General features: G+C 56.1%; 16 protein-coding genes. 6 read left to right on the plus strand and 10 right to left on the minus strand.

Annotated elements, in window-relative coordinates; all coding sequences use genetic code 11:
- The first annotated feature begins 82 nt into the window (after positions 1-82).
- The 3 genes from APU11_RS00970 (at position 83) to APU11_RS00975 (ending at position 1,638) form a co-directional block, all read left to right on the plus strand.
- Positions 83-823: a MipA/OmpV family protein gene (locus APU11_RS00970; RefSeq protein ID WP_013094942.1), complete on the plus strand. Its 741-nt coding sequence runs from the start codon at positions 83-85 to the stop codon at positions 821-823.
- Between the two features lie 210 nt (positions 824-1,033).
- Positions 1,034-1,219, plus strand: a complete 186-nt coding sequence (locus APU11_RS26245; protein ID WP_071843252.1) for a type II toxin-antitoxin system HicA family toxin — start codon at positions 1,034-1,036, stop codon at positions 1,217-1,219.
- A 14-nt stretch (positions 1,220-1,233) separates the two neighbouring features.
- The gene (locus APU11_RS00975) at positions 1,234-1,638 is read left to right on the plus strand and encodes a type II toxin-antitoxin system HicB family antitoxin (RefSeq protein WP_013094943.1); all 405 of its coding nucleotides are present in this window, start codon (positions 1,234-1,236) and stop codon (positions 1,636-1,638) included.
- Positions 1,639-1,691: 53 nt separating this feature from the next.
- Here the strand turns inward: APU11_RS00975 and APU11_RS00980 are convergent, their stop codons facing one another.
- Entirely contained in the window at positions 1,692-3,647 is a 1,956-nt protein-coding gene (locus APU11_RS00980) for a glycoside hydrolase family 127 protein (RefSeq protein WP_058650601.1), read from the minus strand.
- A gap of 10 nt (positions 3,648-3,657) precedes the next feature.
- A complete protein-coding gene (locus APU11_RS00985) occupies positions 3,658-5,058 on the minus strand; it encodes an MFS transporter (RefSeq protein WP_038982539.1) in 1,401 nt (466 codons plus the stop codon).
- Positions 5,059-5,282: 224 nt separating this feature from the next.
- Between APU11_RS00985 and APU11_RS00990 the strand changes: the two genes are divergently transcribed.
- Positions 5,283-6,101: a helix-turn-helix domain-containing protein gene (locus APU11_RS00990; RefSeq protein WP_020686525.1), complete on the plus strand. Its 819-nt coding sequence runs from the start codon at positions 5,283-5,285 to the stop codon at positions 6,099-6,101.
- Here the strand turns inward: APU11_RS00990 and araD are convergent, their stop codons facing one another.
- From araD to yiaK, 8 genes are all read right to left on the minus strand, one after another.
- The gene (araD, locus tag APU11_RS00995; RefSeq protein WP_048972676.1) at positions 6,102-6,797 is read right to left on the minus strand and encodes an L-ribulose-5-phosphate 4-epimerase; all 696 of its coding nucleotides are present in this window, start codon (positions 6,795-6,797) and stop codon (positions 6,102-6,104) included.
- Positions 6,791-7,651, minus strand: coding sequence for an L-ribulose-5-phosphate 3-epimerase (locus APU11_RS01000; RefSeq protein WP_020686527.1), 861 nt, complete (start codon positions 7,649-7,651; stop codon positions 6,791-6,793). Before APU11_RS01000 ends, araD begins: the two co-directional genes overlap by 7 nt.
- A 2-nt stretch (positions 7,652-7,653) precedes the next feature.
- Positions 7,654-8,307, minus strand: a complete 654-nt coding sequence (gene ulaD, locus APU11_RS01005; RefSeq protein ID WP_058650602.1) for a 3-keto-L-gulonate-6-phosphate decarboxylase UlaD — start codon at positions 8,305-8,307, stop codon at positions 7,654-7,656.
- Positions 8,304-9,809 (minus strand): FGGY-family carbohydrate kinase, encoded by a 1,506-nt coding sequence (locus APU11_RS01010; RefSeq protein WP_058650603.1) that lies wholly within the window; start codon positions 9,807-9,809, stop codon positions 8,304-8,306. The genes ulaD and APU11_RS01010 overlap by 4 nt, the downstream gene beginning before the upstream one ends.
- Before the next feature lie 96 nt (positions 9,810-9,905).
- Entirely contained in the window at positions 9,906-11,225 is a 1,320-nt protein-coding gene (locus APU11_RS01015) for an MFS transporter (protein WP_058650604.1), read from the minus strand.
- Between the two features lie 45 nt (positions 11,226-11,270).
- Positions 11,271-12,197: a DUF4862 family protein gene (locus APU11_RS01020; RefSeq protein WP_058650605.1), complete on the minus strand. Its 927-nt coding sequence runs from the start codon at positions 12,195-12,197 to the stop codon at positions 11,271-11,273.
- Between the two features lie 151 nt (positions 12,198-12,348).
- The gene (locus tag APU11_RS01025) at positions 12,349-12,816 is read right to left on the minus strand and encodes a YhcH/YjgK/YiaL family protein (RefSeq protein ID WP_040020975.1); all 468 of its coding nucleotides are present in this window, start codon (positions 12,814-12,816) and stop codon (positions 12,349-12,351) included.
- A gap of 10 nt (positions 12,817-12,826) precedes the next feature.
- Positions 12,827-13,825: a 3-dehydro-L-gulonate 2-dehydrogenase gene (gene yiaK, locus APU11_RS01030; protein ID WP_013094954.1), complete on the minus strand. Its 999-nt coding sequence runs from the start codon at positions 13,823-13,825 to the stop codon at positions 12,827-12,829.
- A gap of 225 nt (positions 13,826-14,050) precedes the next feature.
- Here yiaK and yiaJ point away from each other — a divergent pair, with 225 nt between their 5' ends.
- Entirely contained in the window at positions 14,051-14,869 is an 819-nt protein-coding gene (gene yiaJ / locus APU11_RS01035; protein ID WP_013094955.1) for an IclR family transcriptional regulator YiaJ, read from the plus strand.
- Positions 14,870-14,872: 3 nt separating this feature from the next.
- Positions 14,873-15,328 carry a 4Fe-4S dicluster domain-containing protein gene (locus APU11_RS01040; protein WP_058650606.1) on the plus strand — a complete coding sequence of 152 codons (456 nt, stop codon included), beginning with the start codon at positions 14,873-14,875 and terminating at the stop codon, positions 15,326-15,328.
- Positions 15,329-15,330: the final 2 nt, after the last annotated feature.

The following is a 15,330-nucleotide window of genomic DNA, read 5'->3' on the forward strand; positions in this document are numbered from 1 at the left end:
TATAAACAGCGGGGTTGCATACGCAAATTTGTAACCATTATTATTCGCCTCGCTTGTTCGGCGTTTAAATGGATTACATGGAATGACTATTAAAAACAATTTACTCATCGCTGCCACGTTATTTGCGACCTCATCCGCAATGGCCGGTGACTTTTCACTTGGCGCGGGGGCTGTATTTAATGAGTCACCTTATAAAGGGTATAATGAAAATACCACCGCGGTTCCGTTAATTAGCTATGAAGGTGACCGATTCTATGTGCGCCAGACCACAGGTGGATGGATCCTGTGGAAAGACGAAAAAAATGAATTTAGCCTGACCGCGTCGTGGATGCCGCTGCATTTTGATCCCGACGATAACGACGACCCTCAGATGAAACATCTGGATGAGCGTAAAGCGTCTGCTTTCCTGGGTGGCGCCTATTACCGCCATGAAAACTGGGGCTCGCTGAAAGTGGCCGTTTCCGGCGATGCGATGGATGAAAGCGGTGGCGTAGTAGGTGAGATTTCGTACTTCCGCCCCATCCGCATGGAACGCCTCACGCTGACGCCATCTGTGGGCATTTTCTACAGTGACGAGAGCTATAACGACTACTACTACGGGGTTTCCGGCAGCGAGTCTCGCCGCTCGGGTCTGAATGAATACGCCGCCGGTGACAGCTGGACGCCATACGTGGGTCTGGCGGCAAAATATCAGTTAACCCAGAACCTGTTCCTTAACGCCAGCGCGGTTTATACCGTATTGCCTGACGACGTGAAGAACAGCCCGATGATCGACCGCGACGACAGCTTTGCGCTGATGACCGGGCTGAGCTGGCGCTTCTGATGCTGTAACGCCGGGTGGCGGCTTCGCCTTACCCGGCGTTGTGATAGCGCCTGTATTTCGATCTGCAATTTACCTGTTCCGCCTTTCTTTTTGCGTTGCTCCTTCCTGTTCAGACAAAACCCGGCTGCGTTTGCATTTCCTTTCGTCTATTGTCATCTGCACCAGTAGCGATGGTGTGTATGATGTGTATAATCATGGAAGAATTGGAATGTGAAAAGTGCGGATGTCATTACTGTTCTGGTCAGGCATGGCTGGAAATGTGTAAGAACGAAAGGAAGCCATCATCAGTTTCGCCACCCAGTACATGCGGGGTTGGTGACCGTTCCACATCCCAAAAAGGACATAAAACCCGGCACCCTCGCGCAAATCTGGCGGCAGGCGGGAATCAAACACTGATATCAGGAGTAGTTATGTTTTATCCGGCTTACATTCATTCTGATCCCGACGGTAGCGCCAGCGGTTTTTTTCCTGACGTTCCTGGTTGTTTTTTTGCCGGCAATTCTCTGGATGATGCTTTTCAGGATGCACGTGATGCACTGACAGCTCACTTCGAAGCGCTATTTGAAATGGATGAAGAGTTACCTCTCCCTGGCAATGTTGAAGCACATCTTGAAGCCACACCGGGTGATTTTATCGGCGGACAATGGTTGCTTGTAGATATCAATATGAAGCAATTCGACGGTAAGGCCGAGCGTATCAATATCACCCTGCCTCGTCGATTGCTGGTGAAAATTGATTCTTTTGTGAATGAGCATCCGCAGTTTAGTAACCGAAGCGCTTTTCTTGCTGAGGCAGCGCGTCGCGTGCTGCCTTAACGATCCCTCTCCCGTGGGAGAGGGTTGGGGTGAGGGCATCAGGCCGCAGATATTCAGACCTCATCCACCCAAATGCGCATTTCCCCTTCTCCCCGGTTAGCCCAGCTAAACCACGGAATAAAGGTCAACGTTTTGGGTTGACGCTGCACCGCAGGACGGTCGTATTGCCATAACGCCTCCGATCCCGCTTCTGCGGCGTCATGCGTGACACCTTCCACCTGAATCAGCATCTTATGAGCGAAAATTCCTTTACCCTCGAAAACCCGGAATTCACTGTCGGCAGGCAGGGCAAGATTATGCAGGTTGGCGCCGTTGTCGGCTTCTTCCAGGCAGTAGACCAGCGGACCGCGCTGCAGCGCGACCTTTCCGGCCTGCTGACGAACCTGTGGGTGACCGTACACGCGGCGGACCGGCATCGGTAAGGTTAGCGTGAGCGTATCGCCCTCCTGCCAGCGACGGGTGAGGTGAAGATAGCCCCGTGATACCTCGCCCGTCATGCCTTCTCCGTTCAGCGACACGTGAGGATTTGCGCACCAGTCCGGCAGTCGCAGGGCCAGGGTGTGCGTCACCGGTACGGGCGAGACGATCTCAATGTTGACCTCTTCCTGCCACGGATAATTACCGCTGATCCGCAGCTTAAGCGTCTCATCGCCCACAGGGATGGTGACCTCATTCCCTACGTAGAGATTAATGAAAAGCGCATCCGGGCGAACGGTGTAAATGTAATGCCCCAGCGACGTCAGCACGCGGGCGATATTCGGCGGGCAACAGGCGCAGCCGAACCAGCGCTGACGAACCGGTTTGACGTGGTCATAGATGTGGTTAAAGGCCAGCGTCCTGGGGTGCACTTCCAGCGGGTTAACATAGAAGAAATGCTTACCGTCCAGCGCCATGCCGCCCAGCACCGTGTTGTACAGGGCGCGCTCCATCACGTCGGCGTAGCGGCTATCCGCTTCCATCTCCAGCATCCGACGGGCAAACATCATCAGGCCAATCGAGGCGCAGCTTTCGGCATACACCGTATCGTTGGGCAGATCGTAATCGCTGCTGAAGGCTTCACCGCTACTTTGCGAACCAATCCCGCCGGTAATGTACAGCTGGCGCTGCGCCATGTTGTTCCACAGGCGTAAGCAGTCCTGACGTTTTGCGTCGTCTTTGCTCAGACGGGCCAGGTGTGCCATACCCGCCATCAGGTAGACAAAACGCACCGCATGGCCAATCGCTGTTTGTTGTTCAGCAAGCGGTTGATGCGCCTGACTGTAAGCTTTGTCCTTGACCATCCATGCCGGGCCGTAGGTGTGCCAGTACGATGTTCTGCCGCGCTTCTCGTATTCGATATCATAGAAGTGAGGCTGCGTACCGCGCGCCTCGATGAAGTATTTCACCAGGTTCAGGTAGCGTGGCTCCTCAGTAACGTCGTACAGCCGCATCAGCGCCAGCTCGATTTCCGGGTGGCCCGGATAGCCGTGAAGCTGGCCTTCCCGGGGGCCGAAAACGGTGTCGATATGATCTGCCAGTTTGCACACCACCTCCAGCAGTCGGCGTTTTCCGGTGCCCTGAAAATACGCCACGCCAGCTTCGATCATATGCCCCGCGCAGTAAAGCTCGTGGCACTCGGCCAGATTTGTCCAGCGTTCGTCGGGCGCTTTGACGGTGAAGTACGTATTGAGATAACCATCTTCACACTGCGCCGCGGCGATCAGTTCAATCACCTCATCGGCGGTTTTTTCCAGTTCAGCATCGGGTTTCTGACACAGCGACCACGCCACGGCTTCCAGCCATTTCGCCACGTCACTGTCCTGAAATACCATGCCGTAGAACTCACCTTCTTCAAGACCTGCCGCAATGCGGAAGTTGGTGATGGCATGACTGGGCTCGGCTTCTGCCACGCGATCGTTGAGCGCATCCCACTGATAGGGGATGACCACATCACGCACCAGCCGCTGATACTGGCCAAGAAACGGATCGTTGATTTTCAGGTTATGCAGGTCGGCTTCCATTATGGACATCACGTTCTCCTCAGGACGGTACATGACGCTGGCGCAAATCGGTGGCAATGCGCGACATCATCGGATTGTTGAGTCTGCACCAGCGGATTGAGACCGCCAGCAGCAGGTGGAAAAGGGCAGGGAGCAGCGTCTCCATGGCGGTAATGCCCTGCAGCGAGGCGGGCGTCTGGTTACCCGCTCCCGGCTGATAGGCGACGGCGATAAACACCAGGCTGATGATCCCGGCGCTGGAGGCCCACGCCAGCTTGATGAAAAACAGGTTGAAGGCGAAGTTCATGCCCGACGATCGCACGCCGGTCTTCCACTCGCCGTAGTCGTCGGCAAAAGCCATCAGCGAGAAGTGCAGCGGCAGGGTAAAGCCCAGGATGACGCCGTTACTCAGAATTACGATCAGCCAGAGCGTCTGATGCGCCGGGCCGCCGGGCAGGAACCACATGCCAGCCGCGATCGCGGCGAGCACCAGGTTGGTGTAGTAGTAGAGTTTGACCGTATCAACACGGCGAGAGAGGGGGCTGACGATCACCGCCCCGAGGATCGCTGCGAAGGTCACCATGGTGAAAAACAGCGAGGTATAGGCGGTGCTGCCCTGAAGCACATAGGTGATGAAGTACATGTATCCGCCACCACGGATATTGAAGACGTTGATCAGCAAAAACGACATCACCAGCATCAGCAGCAGCTGGTCATTTTTACGCAGCCCTGCCAGGTGTTCGCGCAGGGTGAATTTACCCATCAGCGCCAGTGGGACGCGTTCACGGACCCAGAAGAAGCAGCAGAGAAACATCACCACGGCGAGGGTGCACAGGACGCCAACGCCCAGCTGATAACCCCGGGCGGCGTTGCCTTGCCCCAGCGCTGCCACCAGCCACGGCAGGCCGACGGAGACCAAAAATCCCGCAACGCCGCACAGCACAAAGCGCCATGACTGGCAGGAAATGACCTCGCTGTGGCGGGTGGTCATGGTGTTGATCAGCGCGCAGTAGGGCACGTTGATGGCGGTATAGCCGACGGACAGCAGCAGGTAAGTGCCGAATGCCCACGCAATCTTCACGCCCATGCTGGCTTCAGGTACGGTGAAGGTCAGCACCCCGATGATGCCAATAGGGAATGCCACCCACAGCTGCCAGGGACGAAAGCGCCCCCATCGGCTTTGGGTGCGGTCGGCAATCACGCCCATGACAGGGTCAGAAATCGCGTCAAATACGCGCAGGGCAATAAACAGCGTGCCGACAAGCGCCGGGGTCAGGCCAAAAATATCGGTATAGAAAAAGGTCAGAAAATTCATTATCAGGCAGGTAATGACCGTGCCGCCCGCGTCGCCCAGGCCGTAGCCAATTTTTTCGCGAACGGACAAACGTTCTTCTCTCACCCGTTGTGCAACGTCAGACTCGGTAATCGGTGTGGAAGTCATGAGATAACTCCTCGGTAATCGATTTTTATCGTATTTGTGCAAGGTACCTCATTCATTCTGCACTGAACGAAAAGGGCAACAAGGGAAGGGAAAAGTATAAAAAGATGACGATTCCGACCTGATGAAGAAAGTGTGAGTTTGATCGGGCAGCTATAACGTAAATTGTTAATAATCAATGGATAAGTCAATTAAATGCGGCAATAAAAGCGGAATGGTGAATATCCATGCTCGAATTATCCATAGCGCTTCCGATTAAAGTGCAAAACGGCGGATTGTTTATTTCGCGGGGTGTGGGTCGCCACCCGGCGCGTAAATTAACGTCGTGGGAAATCATTTTCGTCGAAAAGGGGACATTAACGATCCAGGAGGAGAACCGTCTTTTTGAGGTGAAGGCGGGGGAGAGTTTATTGCTCTGGCCGAAGCGGCGGCATGTGGGTACAGAAGATTTTCCGGCCGATCTGCGATTCTACTGGCTGCATTTTGAGGTGAAACCTGGGCCTTCTGCTTTGCCGGAGGCTTCTCCGCTGACCATTGAACAACATTGCTGCGTGAGGGATGTCCCGTCGGTGATTGCGCTTTTTCGCCAGTTCCTCAGCGAGCAGGAAAAATTACAGCGCAGCGTGGCGCTGGAAATGCTTTTGCTACTGATTTTGCAGCAAATATCCCTCTCAGCAGGGTATGAGGACCGCCCCGATGAGGCCGGTGCAGCTCTGGCCTGGAAGGCAAAACAGCTTATTCGCACGCAGTTTCATTTACCGCTCTCCACCTCGCTGCTGGCAAAATCGCTGCACTGTAATGCCGATTACCTCGGGCGCGTGTTTCGTCGGACATTTCATTTAACCCTGACGGAGGCGATTCATCGCCAGCGCGTCAGGGCGGCAGAAAAAATGCTGCTGAATGACTCAGCGTCATTAACGGAAGTGGCCACCCGCTGCGGTTTTAACGACGTGGGGTACTTCCGGCAGATATTTTCGAAGCATACCGGGTTAACGCCCGCCGTCTGGAAACGGCGGTACTGTAAGGAACACATTAATTCCGGTTGATCACTGCCCGTAATAGGCATGCGCACCGTGCTTGCGCAGATAATGTTTGTCGAGCAGTTCCTGCTGCATAACCGGAAGCTGGGGCGCAAGCTGGCGCGAAAACAGGCCCATGTACGCGCACTCTTCCAGCACCACGGCGTTGTGTACCGCATCGGCGGCATCTTTACCCCAGGCGAACGGTCCGTGGGAGTGCACCAGCACTGCCGGGATCTGCATGGGGCTGATGTCGCGCTCTTCAAAGGTTTTGATGATCACTTCACCGGTCTGATACTCGTAGTCTCCTGCGATCTCCGCCGTGGTCATCCGCCGCGTGCAGGGGATCGCGCCGTAGAAGTAGTCCGCGTGCGTCGTGCCCCATGCAGGCAGATCCTGACCTGCCTGAGACCAGATGGTGGCATGGCGGGAATGGGTATGGACGATGCCGCCAATCTCCGGGTAGCGACGGTACAGCGCAAGATGGGTAGGCGTGTCTGACGACGGTTTCATGCTGCCCTCGACCACCTCACCGGTGGCAATATTCACCACCACCATATCCTCCGCCGTCATCACGTCATACTCCACGCCGGACGGTTTGATCACCATCAGACCGCTGTCGCGATCCACCGCGCTGACGTTACCCCAGGTGAAGGTCACCAGCTGGTGGGCGGGCAGTGCCAGGTTGGCTGCCAGCACCTCGGCTTTGAGTTGTTCTAACATGTCATGCCTCCTTCCTGCATACGGGCTTCAATCCAGCGGCGCGCCTGGATAATCTCCAGCACCGGCTCTTTTGCTTTTTCGGTCCACATTTCAATCAGAAACGCGCCGCGGTAGTTCAGCTTATTGAGCGTATTAAACACGCCAACGAAATCGACGCAGCCCTCGCCAAACGGCACGTCGCGGAACTGTCCTGGGCTTTGTGCCGTGACGGGCTGGGTATCTTTCAGGTGAATTGCCGCGATGCGGTCAATGCCCAGCGTCAGTTCGGCGGCCACATCGTTACCCCACGCGCTGAGGTTGCCGACATCCGGGTAAACGCTAAACCACGGCGAGGCCAGCATCTCGTCCCACTTTTTCCATTTGCTGATGGAGTTCATAAACGCGGTGTCCATGATCTCAACGGCCACCATCACCTGTGCGGCGGCGGCCTGCTCGACTGCCCATGCCAGCCCTTCGGCGAAGCGTTGCCGGGTGCCTTCATCATGCTCTTCGTAATACACGTCATACCCGGCAAGCTGGATGGTGCGAATACCCAAATCACGCGCCAGTTTAATGGCACTGGACATGATCTCGCGGGCGCGGGCGCGCACGGTTTCATCCCGACTGCCAAACGGGAAGCGGCGGTGGGCAGACAGGCACATGGAGGGGATCGACACACCGGTCTCCAGCATCGCTTCCACCAGCGATGCACGCTGTGTGGTGCTCCACGCCAGGCGCGACAGGCGTTCGTCCGTTTCATCTACCGACATTTCAACAAAATCAAAGCCACAGCTTTTTGCCAGCACCAGGCGCTCCGGCCAGGTGAGGGATTTCGGCAGCGCTTTTTCGTAAATACCTAACGGATGCTGACGCATGATTACGCTCCCCAGATGTCACGGATTTGCGAATGGAAGGCCTCGGCCACCTGCGGTGGATTGGCAGCGCCTGCCAGTGCGCGACCGGCGATAAAGGCTTTGACGTTGATCTGCTTAAACAGCGGCAGGTCGGCCGGGGTGATGCCGCCGGTGACGGACAGCTGCAAACCAATGTCGGAGAGCGCTTTCATTCGAGCGAGATCTGCCTCACCCCACTGCTGGCCGCTGGCCTGCGCGTCGCGTCCCCGGTGGTAGATGGCCTGCTTCACGCCGATGCGGTGCCAGGCGCGGGCATCGTCCAGCGTCCAGTTGCCAAACAGCTCCATCTGAATTTCCCCACCGCAGCGCAGCGCCACCGCGTGACCTTTTTCAACTGTGGCCAGCGGCGCGGCGCAGATGATGGTCATCCAGTTCGCGCCTGCGCCAAACGCCTGTTCTGCCAGCGTTTCTCCGGCGTCGGCCACCTTCCAGTCCGCCACGAGGGTTTTCCCTGGACACTGCTCGCGTAACGCACGCACGGCGTTAAGCCCTTCGGTCAGACATAAAATGGTGCCCGCTTCGATAATATCGACGTGCTCGGAAAGCCTGGCGACATCGCGCTGGGCAGCCTGAAGTGAGGTGTGGTCGAGCGCCAGCTGCAGTAATGGTCGGCTCATAGGTCGTGCTCCTTAACACGGGCGTGATAACCCTGTAGTGCTGAAATCAGTAACTGGTAGCGCTGATACTTGCGCTGATAGGCCGCATGGGCGTGCATGTCGGGTTCAATGACCCGAATGTCGTGTCTGAGCGCGTGCTGCGCTGCGTAAAAATCGGGATAAACGCCGGTGCCGACCAGGGCGGCCAGCGCCGCGCCGGAACAGCCAGTCTCTTCCACCTGCGGGAGCGCAATTGCCAGACCGCTGACATCCGCCAGCATCTGCATCCATACGTCAGAGTGGGTCGGGCCGCCGGTGACGCGCAGTGCCTGTACGTCGGTAAAGCGTTCGAGCATGCGGTTTAGATGGGTCATATGGCTGAACACCACGCCTTCGTAAACTGCCTGTAAAAGATGCGCGCGAGTATGCAACGCCTGCATGCCGTAGAAACCGCTCGTCATCTCCAGCCCGGCGTTGCTGCCATAGAGAAACGGCAGAAATAACAGATCGCTTTCGGCTTTCGGCAGGCTGGCCACGGCGCGGTTGATCTCACTGAAAGACATTTCTCCCCACTGGGCGGTCAACCACTCAAGGTTGCCGGAAGAGGTGGGGCTGGCTTCGTGGACGATGTACTGCTGCGGGTGGACGTAACGCCCATAGACATAGGGATGCGGTTCGTTGTCCCGAAGCGCATTGGCAATCCCGCTGGTGACGGCCCAGGTGCCCATGACGGCGTTCAGCGTATGTTCGTCGTGCAGTCCGGCACAGATCGCGGTGGAAACCACATCAAACAGCCCACCAACGACGGGGGTTCCCGTCGCGAGACCGGTAAGTGCGGCAGCCTGAGCGGTGATTTCCCCGCAGATTTCTGCTGAACCGACAACGGGTGGCAGAGCGTTGTCGATTTCACTGATACCCAGCCAGCGCGTGAGTTGCGGATCGTACTGGCCGGTGTTCATGTTGTAGAGATTGGATTCAGAGATGTTGCTCTCTTCGCAGCCTTTTGCGCCGGTGAGGCACCAGCGAAGGTAGTCGTGCGCCATCATCACGCAGCCAATCTGCTGATAGCGTTGTGGCTCATTCTCTTTGACCCAGCGCAGAAGAGAGGCCGGATGCCCGGTCCAGAGCGTCTGTCGCGTGTGCGGATAGAGCTTTTCGGGAATACCGTCCTGCTGCCAGCGCTGCACGATGTCCAGTGCCCGACGGTCTGAGGAGAGCATCGCATTGCCCAGGGGACGATCCTGTTTATCGAGAAGAAACAGCCCCTTGCCCTGCGCTGAAATGCCCACGCCTTTGATCTGCTCGCCGCTAACCCGGGCGTTGTTGAGCAGAAGAGCGACGGTGGTGTGACACTGCTGCCACAGCTGGTTCATGTCCCGCTCCGCATAGCCTGCTCGCGGGCTGAGCGTGGCAACCGTGCGGCGTTCAATACAGACCTCTTTGCCCTCGCGGGTGTATAAACCGGCTTTCAGATAAGTACCGCCACAATCGATACCCAGCCAGAAGGGTTCTTTTTCACTCATCTTTGACTCTCTCGTCTTGCTTCCTCTCCCCGTGGGAGAGGGCGGGGGTTCTCGTCTTGCTCCCTCTCCCTGTGGGAGAGGGCTGGGGTGAGGGCATCAGGCCGCACGCTTATGCGAGTTCACCGTAGGGTTAGGCTCCGCACCGGTATCGCACTTCGCCGGTAGCAGCAGGGCCAGTAGAGAGGCCAGTGCCAGTGACACCGCCAGGCAGTAAACTCCCGCATCTTTGCTGTACAAGGTGATCAGCACGCCGACCGCGTAAGGGCCACAGAACCCGCCGAGGTTACCCAAGGCGTTAATTACCCCCCGCGCACCGCCTGCCATCTCCGCGCTGAACAGGCGTGCCGGAATGGTCCAGAACACGCCCGCCGCCGACTGCAGGAAGAACCCACACCCCACCAGCGCGGCGTAGGCCAGCCAGGTATGCTCTTTCAGAGCCACGGAGAGGAACATGCAGAGCGCAAAACCAATCAGCGGCAGGGAGACAAACAGCTTGCGCTTACCGGTACGGTCAGAGAGCGAAGAGAAGAGGAACATACCCGCAATGGCCCCGATATAAGGCAGGATCGCGAGCACGCCTACCTGGCCGATGCTGGTGTGCGTGAGCTCTTTGAGAATGGTGGGTAGCCAGAGGGTGTAACCGTAAATGCCGGTCTGGTAGAAGAAGTTCAGGGCAATCAGCTGCCACATGGTTTTGTCGGACAGCACCGCGCTCAGCGAGGCGTTTTTCACCTCTTTACCGGCAATGGCCTGCTGTTCTGCGGCCAGGGTTTTGACCAGATAGTTTTTTTCCGCTTCAGAAATCCAGCGTGCTTCCTGCGGGCGGTCGTACACCGTGAAGGCCCACAGCACCAGCACAACGATGGACATCAGCCCTTCAATGATGAACAGCCAGCGCCAGTCGAGTGCGGTAATAATCCAGCCCGACAGGGGGGCGGTGATGATCCCGGCAATGGGGACGAACATAATCACAATCGCATTGGCGCGACCGCGCTCGGCGTCAGGGAACCAGTTACTGATCATCGTCAGCACAACCGGCAGCATCCCGCCTTCTGCTACCCCGAGTAAGAAACGCAGCACCAGCAGTTGATACTGGCTGGTGACGAGCCCGGTCAGGACCGAAATCACCGCCCAGGCGACCAGCGACCAGCCGATAAATTTCTTCCCGCTGCCATGAACGGCAATCTTACCGCCAGGCACCTGCAAAAACAGATAGCCAATAAAGAAGATCCCACCCGCCAGGCCTGCCATAGTGGCAGAAATACCTAACTCTTCATCCATACCGCCGGGCATGGCAAAAGCAATATTCACACGGTCCATATAAGAAATAATGCAGGCGATAAGAATCGGGGGAATAATTCTTAGCCAGCGCTGGCGCGGAATGTCCGCATGTAGAGCTTGAGTAGACGTATTCATATTTAATATCTCAGTGTAGGTAACCGGAATAAGATTTTTTTATTGTTATTGCGTTGCTTTTTTCATTTGGCTAATGCCGTCTCGCAAAATAGCGATGCGATGGCTGATATCAGCATTAGCATTTATTTCCAGTAATTTAATACCGGAAAATTTCAATGTTGCGGCGCTCGCCGCAGTAAAGAGTGCTTTTGCATGTTCAGTGGTCAGCAAACTGTCGGCACAGTACGATGAAAACGGTGCGTGCAGATCCTGCCATTCACCATACTCTCCGCAGATGGTGGTGCCGGAGAACATCAACGCGGCCAGTTTTCCGGCCTGAAGGGCGGTCTGAACGTGCTCAACCGGAAGCGTGGTGTTGCGCCCTTCAATGGCTGAGCGCGCCCAGTTAATACAGATGCTGATATCTGTCTCTTTTATCACCTCCAGCACCTGCTCTAAGGGTAAAAATCCCTTACGCGGTGCGGGACCGGTCATGGCATCGCAGTGTTCAAGCACCAGATCGCAGGACCAGTCCCAGCCCGCGATTTCACGAATGGAACGGGCGAACGCCTCGATAGCCTGCTCGACTGAAGCATTGCCCGCCTGCGGTGCGGCCTGCATTTCCAGAGCGATCACCTTTCCAGGAAAACGGGCGTTAACGGCAGCAATTTTCTGGCACAGATGGCGGTAAAATTCGACGCTGGCTTTACGCTGATCTTCATCGGCGGAGGCCAGGCCAAACGCACCGTTTGTGCCGCGGCGGCGCATGGTTTCCATCACGGCGGTCACCACGATTTGCCATTCACCCGGCGTATGGCGGAACAGCCATTCATCCCCATAAGGATGGAGATGTTCAAGGCAGGGTTGTTCCAGCCCGCGAATGTGTGGCGTGTCAGAAAGTTCCCGCCAGAAGGTTTGTTCTTCTTGTTCCCCTTTCTGGTGAAACGAGGGTGCGCAGGGGTACGCACCAATAATAAAACCGGTATTGGTCATTTCGCGTTCCTGTATTTATACCCGTCATACTTCAAGTTGCATGTGCGTTGGCTGCGCTCGTTCACCCCAGTCACTTACTTATGTAAGCTCCTGGAGATTCACTCTCTTGCCGCCTTCCTGCAACTCGAATTATTTAGGGTATATCAGAAAATTAATCTAATTCGCTGATTGCCACTTTCACCACAATTTTGCGAATTGCAGTTTCCTTGTTTTTAATACAGGCAGGACGGTGTACATCCTGCGGGAAAAATATGGCGTAACTGCCGGGTATCATTTCGATAAACGATTCATTTTCACTGTTGTGATAAAAAATAATATCCCGTTGTTCCAGTAATGATTCGCTGATGTTGTTATTTCCGGTATCGATAGCAATACCGATTTTTTCTTCACCCCACGCCAGAAATTGAATATCAAGATAGCGGCGATGCACTTCGGGGCGATTCTCATGCGGCTCTTTGGTGGTCAGGTCGAGGATCTGGGCAAAGAGGTTGCGCCCCTCAATTTCAACGACACCCGGTTTTAGCATGCTGAAATCCGTGGTACGCAGAAAATCTAACGCTTTTTCAATCGCCCGCGGCAGGCGACACGGATTTGGCTGTGAAATATGTCCGAATATCATGGCCCACTCCTTACAGCGCCTGGATTTTCGCCCACACGCTGTCGTCAATGGTGATGCCGTTGCGGCGGTTCTCTTCAAGCAGTCGCGTAAATTCATGCCCCGGCAGACGGACAGCGACGTTTTCGTCTGCCCGCTCGGCGGTGGTGATGAAGTCCATAATACGCTGCAGTTTGGCATCGCGGGTTGGGCCGTCGATCAGGCGGTCGACCTCGATGGCGATAAAGATCTGCGACACGCCATACTCGTCGCTGTTGTCCTGGGTAACTTCCGCCACGGAGGAGCCGTTAGAGAGCAGGGTGGCGATCATGTCGAGCACAATCGATAAGCCGGAACCTTTCCAGTAGCCCATCGGCAGAATGCGGCGGTTTTTCTCAATCACGCCAGGCTCTTTGGTCAGATTGCCCTCGTCGTCGAATCCGCCGTCGACCGGTAACGTGCGTCCGGCCAGTCGGTTCACTTCCAGCATGCCGTAGGAGAACATCGACATCGACATATCGACCATGGTGATTGGGGAGGAGGGGATCGCCACGATCAACGGGTTGGTGCCGATGCAACATTCTTTTGACCCCCACGCGGGCATCACCGCAATAGAGTTGGTCCAGCAGATCCCGATGTAGCCCTTCTCTGCGGCTTGCCAGCCGTAGCTCCCTCCGCGCATCCAGTGGTTAGCGTTACGCAGCGCAACCAGACCGATACCGTGATCGGAGGCCAGTTCGGTGGCGCGATCCATCATTTTTTTCGCCGTCAGGTTACCGATGGCGCGTTGGGCATCCCACTGTTCGATGGCCCCTAATGTGGTCACCCGTTTTGGCTGGGCATCAGGAATGATGTCGCCCGCGTCCAGTTGCTGAATAAAACGCGGGAAGCGGTTCACGCCGTGGGAATAGACGCCAGATTCCGTGGTGCGGGCAAACATCTCCGCGCAGGCATCCGCCGTTTCTGCTTTTACACCGCGATCGAGCAGAACCCGATTGAACGCTGCTTTCAACTCTTCGAATGTCACTTTCATCCCTGTTCTCCTGTTCTTCGTAGGGGCAAGTGCGAGTGCTTTTTTATCGCTAAATTTCACTATGCGAAATATGATTTCAAATATAGCGATCAAATTTTGCCAGATCAACGACATTCATGATTTTCAAAATCGATTAAAATCAACTGGTTGTGTTTTTTCTGTTGAGATCGTGAACTGAACCACACTTTGCGCTACCATCAGGGCGCGATAAAAAGGAGCCATGGGATGAGCATGAAAGAGAGCGACATGACGCAAGAAAAAGAGAGGCCAGCAGGTAGCCAGAGCTTGTTTCGCGGTCTGATGCTGATTGAGATCCTCAGTAACTATCCGAACGGCTGTCCTCTGGCCCATTTATCGGAACTGGCCGGGCTGAATAAGAGCACCGTGCACCGGTTACTGCAGGGATTGCAGTCGTGCGGGTACGTCACCCCGGCACCGGCGGCGGGCAGCTATCGCCTGACCACCAAATTTATCGCCGTCGGGCAAAAGGCGCTGTCGTCGCTGAATATCATCCACGTGGCGGCTCCGCATCTTGAGTCGCTGAATATCGCCACCGGCGAGACGGTGAACTTCTCCAGCCGCGAAGACGATCACGCGATCCTGATTTATAAGCTTGAGCCGACCACCGGTATGCTGCGCACGCGCGCCTATATCGGCCAGCATATGCCGCTTTACTGCTCGGCAATGGGCAAGATCTACATGGCATTCGGTCACCAGGACTATGTGGCGAGCTACTGGGAAAGCCACCAGGATCAGATCCAGCCGCTGACCCGCAACACCATCACTGAACTGAGCGCGATGTATGACGAGCTGGCGGAAATCCGCGAGCACAGCATGGCGATGGACAAAGAAGAGAACGAACTGGGGGTCTCCTGTATCGCGGTGCCGGTGTTTGATATTCATGGCCGCGTGCCGTATGCGATCTCAATTTCGCTGTCGACCTCCCGCATGAAGCAGATTGGCGAAAAAAATCTGCTTACACCTCTGCGTGAAACGGCGGACGCGATCTCCAGAGAGCTGGGTTTTAACGTGCGCGAGGGATAACAGATGAACCGGTTCATCATGGCGGATTCGGCAAAATGCATCGGCTGTCGCACCTGCGAAGTGGCGTGTGTCGTGTCGCATCAGGACGCCATCTCAACAGACGCCTTTACGCCCCGCATTCGGGTAGTCAAAGGGGACGCTTTCACCACGGCGGTGGGTTGCCATCAGTGTGAAGATGCCCCTTGCGCGAATGTCTGCCCAACGCAGGCGATTCGCCGTGGCGAGGGAGCCTGGCAGGTTGAGCAGGCACGGTGTATTGGGTGTAAACGCTGTATGGTGGCGTGCCCGTTTGGGGCGATGCAGGTGCAATGGGCAGGAGATACGCTTCAGGCGCTGAAATGCGATTTATGCGCGCACCGCGCGGACGGACCGGCCTGTGTGGAAGCCTGTCCGACCCACGCGCTGAGCTGTGTCGATCCCGCCAGATTACGCACCGAGCGGTTGCGTAATCTGGCGTAGGT

Origin of the sequence: Enterobacter sp. 50793107 (assembly GCF_001463365.1) — a bacterium.
GTDB classification, from domain to species: domain Bacteria; phylum Pseudomonadota; class Gammaproteobacteria; order Enterobacterales; family Enterobacteriaceae; genus Enterobacter; species Enterobacter cloacae.

What these genes read in the sequence shown, in the direction of transcription:
- APU11_RS00970 (WP_013094942.1), top strand. Translation starts at nt 83, where the DNA reads ATGACTATTAAAAACAATTTACTCATCGCTGCCACGTTATTTGCGACC.
- APU11_RS00975 (WP_013094943.1), top strand. Translation starts at nt 1,234, where the DNA reads ATGTTTTATCCGGCTTACATTCATTCTGATCCCGACGGTAGCGCCAGC.
- APU11_RS00980 (WP_058650601.1), bottom strand. Translation starts at nt 3,647, where the DNA reads ATGTCCATAATGGAAGCCGACCTGCATAACCTGAAAATCAACGATCCG.
- APU11_RS00985 (WP_038982539.1), bottom strand. Translation starts at nt 5,058, where the DNA reads ATGACTTCCACACCGATTACCGAGTCTGACGTTGCACAACGGGTGAGA.
- APU11_RS00990 (WP_020686525.1), top strand. Translation starts at nt 5,283, where the DNA reads ATGCTCGAATTATCCATAGCGCTTCCGATTAAAGTGCAAAACGGCGGA.
- araD (WP_048972676.1), bottom strand. Translation starts at nt 6,797, where the DNA reads ATGTTAGAACAACTCAAAGCCGAGGTGCTGGCAGCCAACCTGGCACTG.
- APU11_RS01000 (WP_020686527.1), bottom strand. Translation starts at nt 7,651, where the DNA reads ATGCGTCAGCATCCGTTAGGTATTTACGAAAAAGCGCTGCCGAAATCC.
- ulaD (WP_058650602.1), bottom strand. Translation starts at nt 8,307, where the DNA reads ATGAGCCGACCATTACTGCAGCTGGCGCTCGACCACACCTCACTTCAG.
- APU11_RS01010 (WP_058650603.1), bottom strand. Translation starts at nt 9,809, where the DNA reads ATGAGTGAAAAAGAACCCTTCTGGCTGGGTATCGATTGTGGCGGTACT.
- APU11_RS01015 (WP_058650604.1), bottom strand. Translation starts at nt 11,225, where the DNA reads ATGAATACGTCTACTCAAGCTCTACATGCGGACATTCCGCGCCAGCGC.
- APU11_RS01020 (WP_058650605.1), bottom strand. Translation starts at nt 12,197, where the DNA reads ATGACCAATACCGGTTTTATTATTGGTGCGTACCCCTGCGCACCCTCG.
- APU11_RS01025 (WP_040020975.1), bottom strand. Translation starts at nt 12,816, where the DNA reads ATGATATTCGGACATATTTCACAGCCAAATCCGTGTCGCCTGCCGCGG.
- yiaK (WP_013094954.1), bottom strand. Translation starts at nt 13,825, where the DNA reads ATGAAAGTGACATTCGAAGAGTTGAAAGCAGCGTTCAATCGGGTTCTG.
- yiaJ (WP_013094955.1), top strand. Translation starts at nt 14,051, where the DNA reads ATGAGCATGAAAGAGAGCGACATGACGCAAGAAAAAGAGAGGCCAGCA.
- APU11_RS01040 (WP_058650606.1), top strand. Translation starts at nt 14,873, where the DNA reads ATGAACCGGTTCATCATGGCGGATTCGGCAAAATGCATCGGCTGTCGC.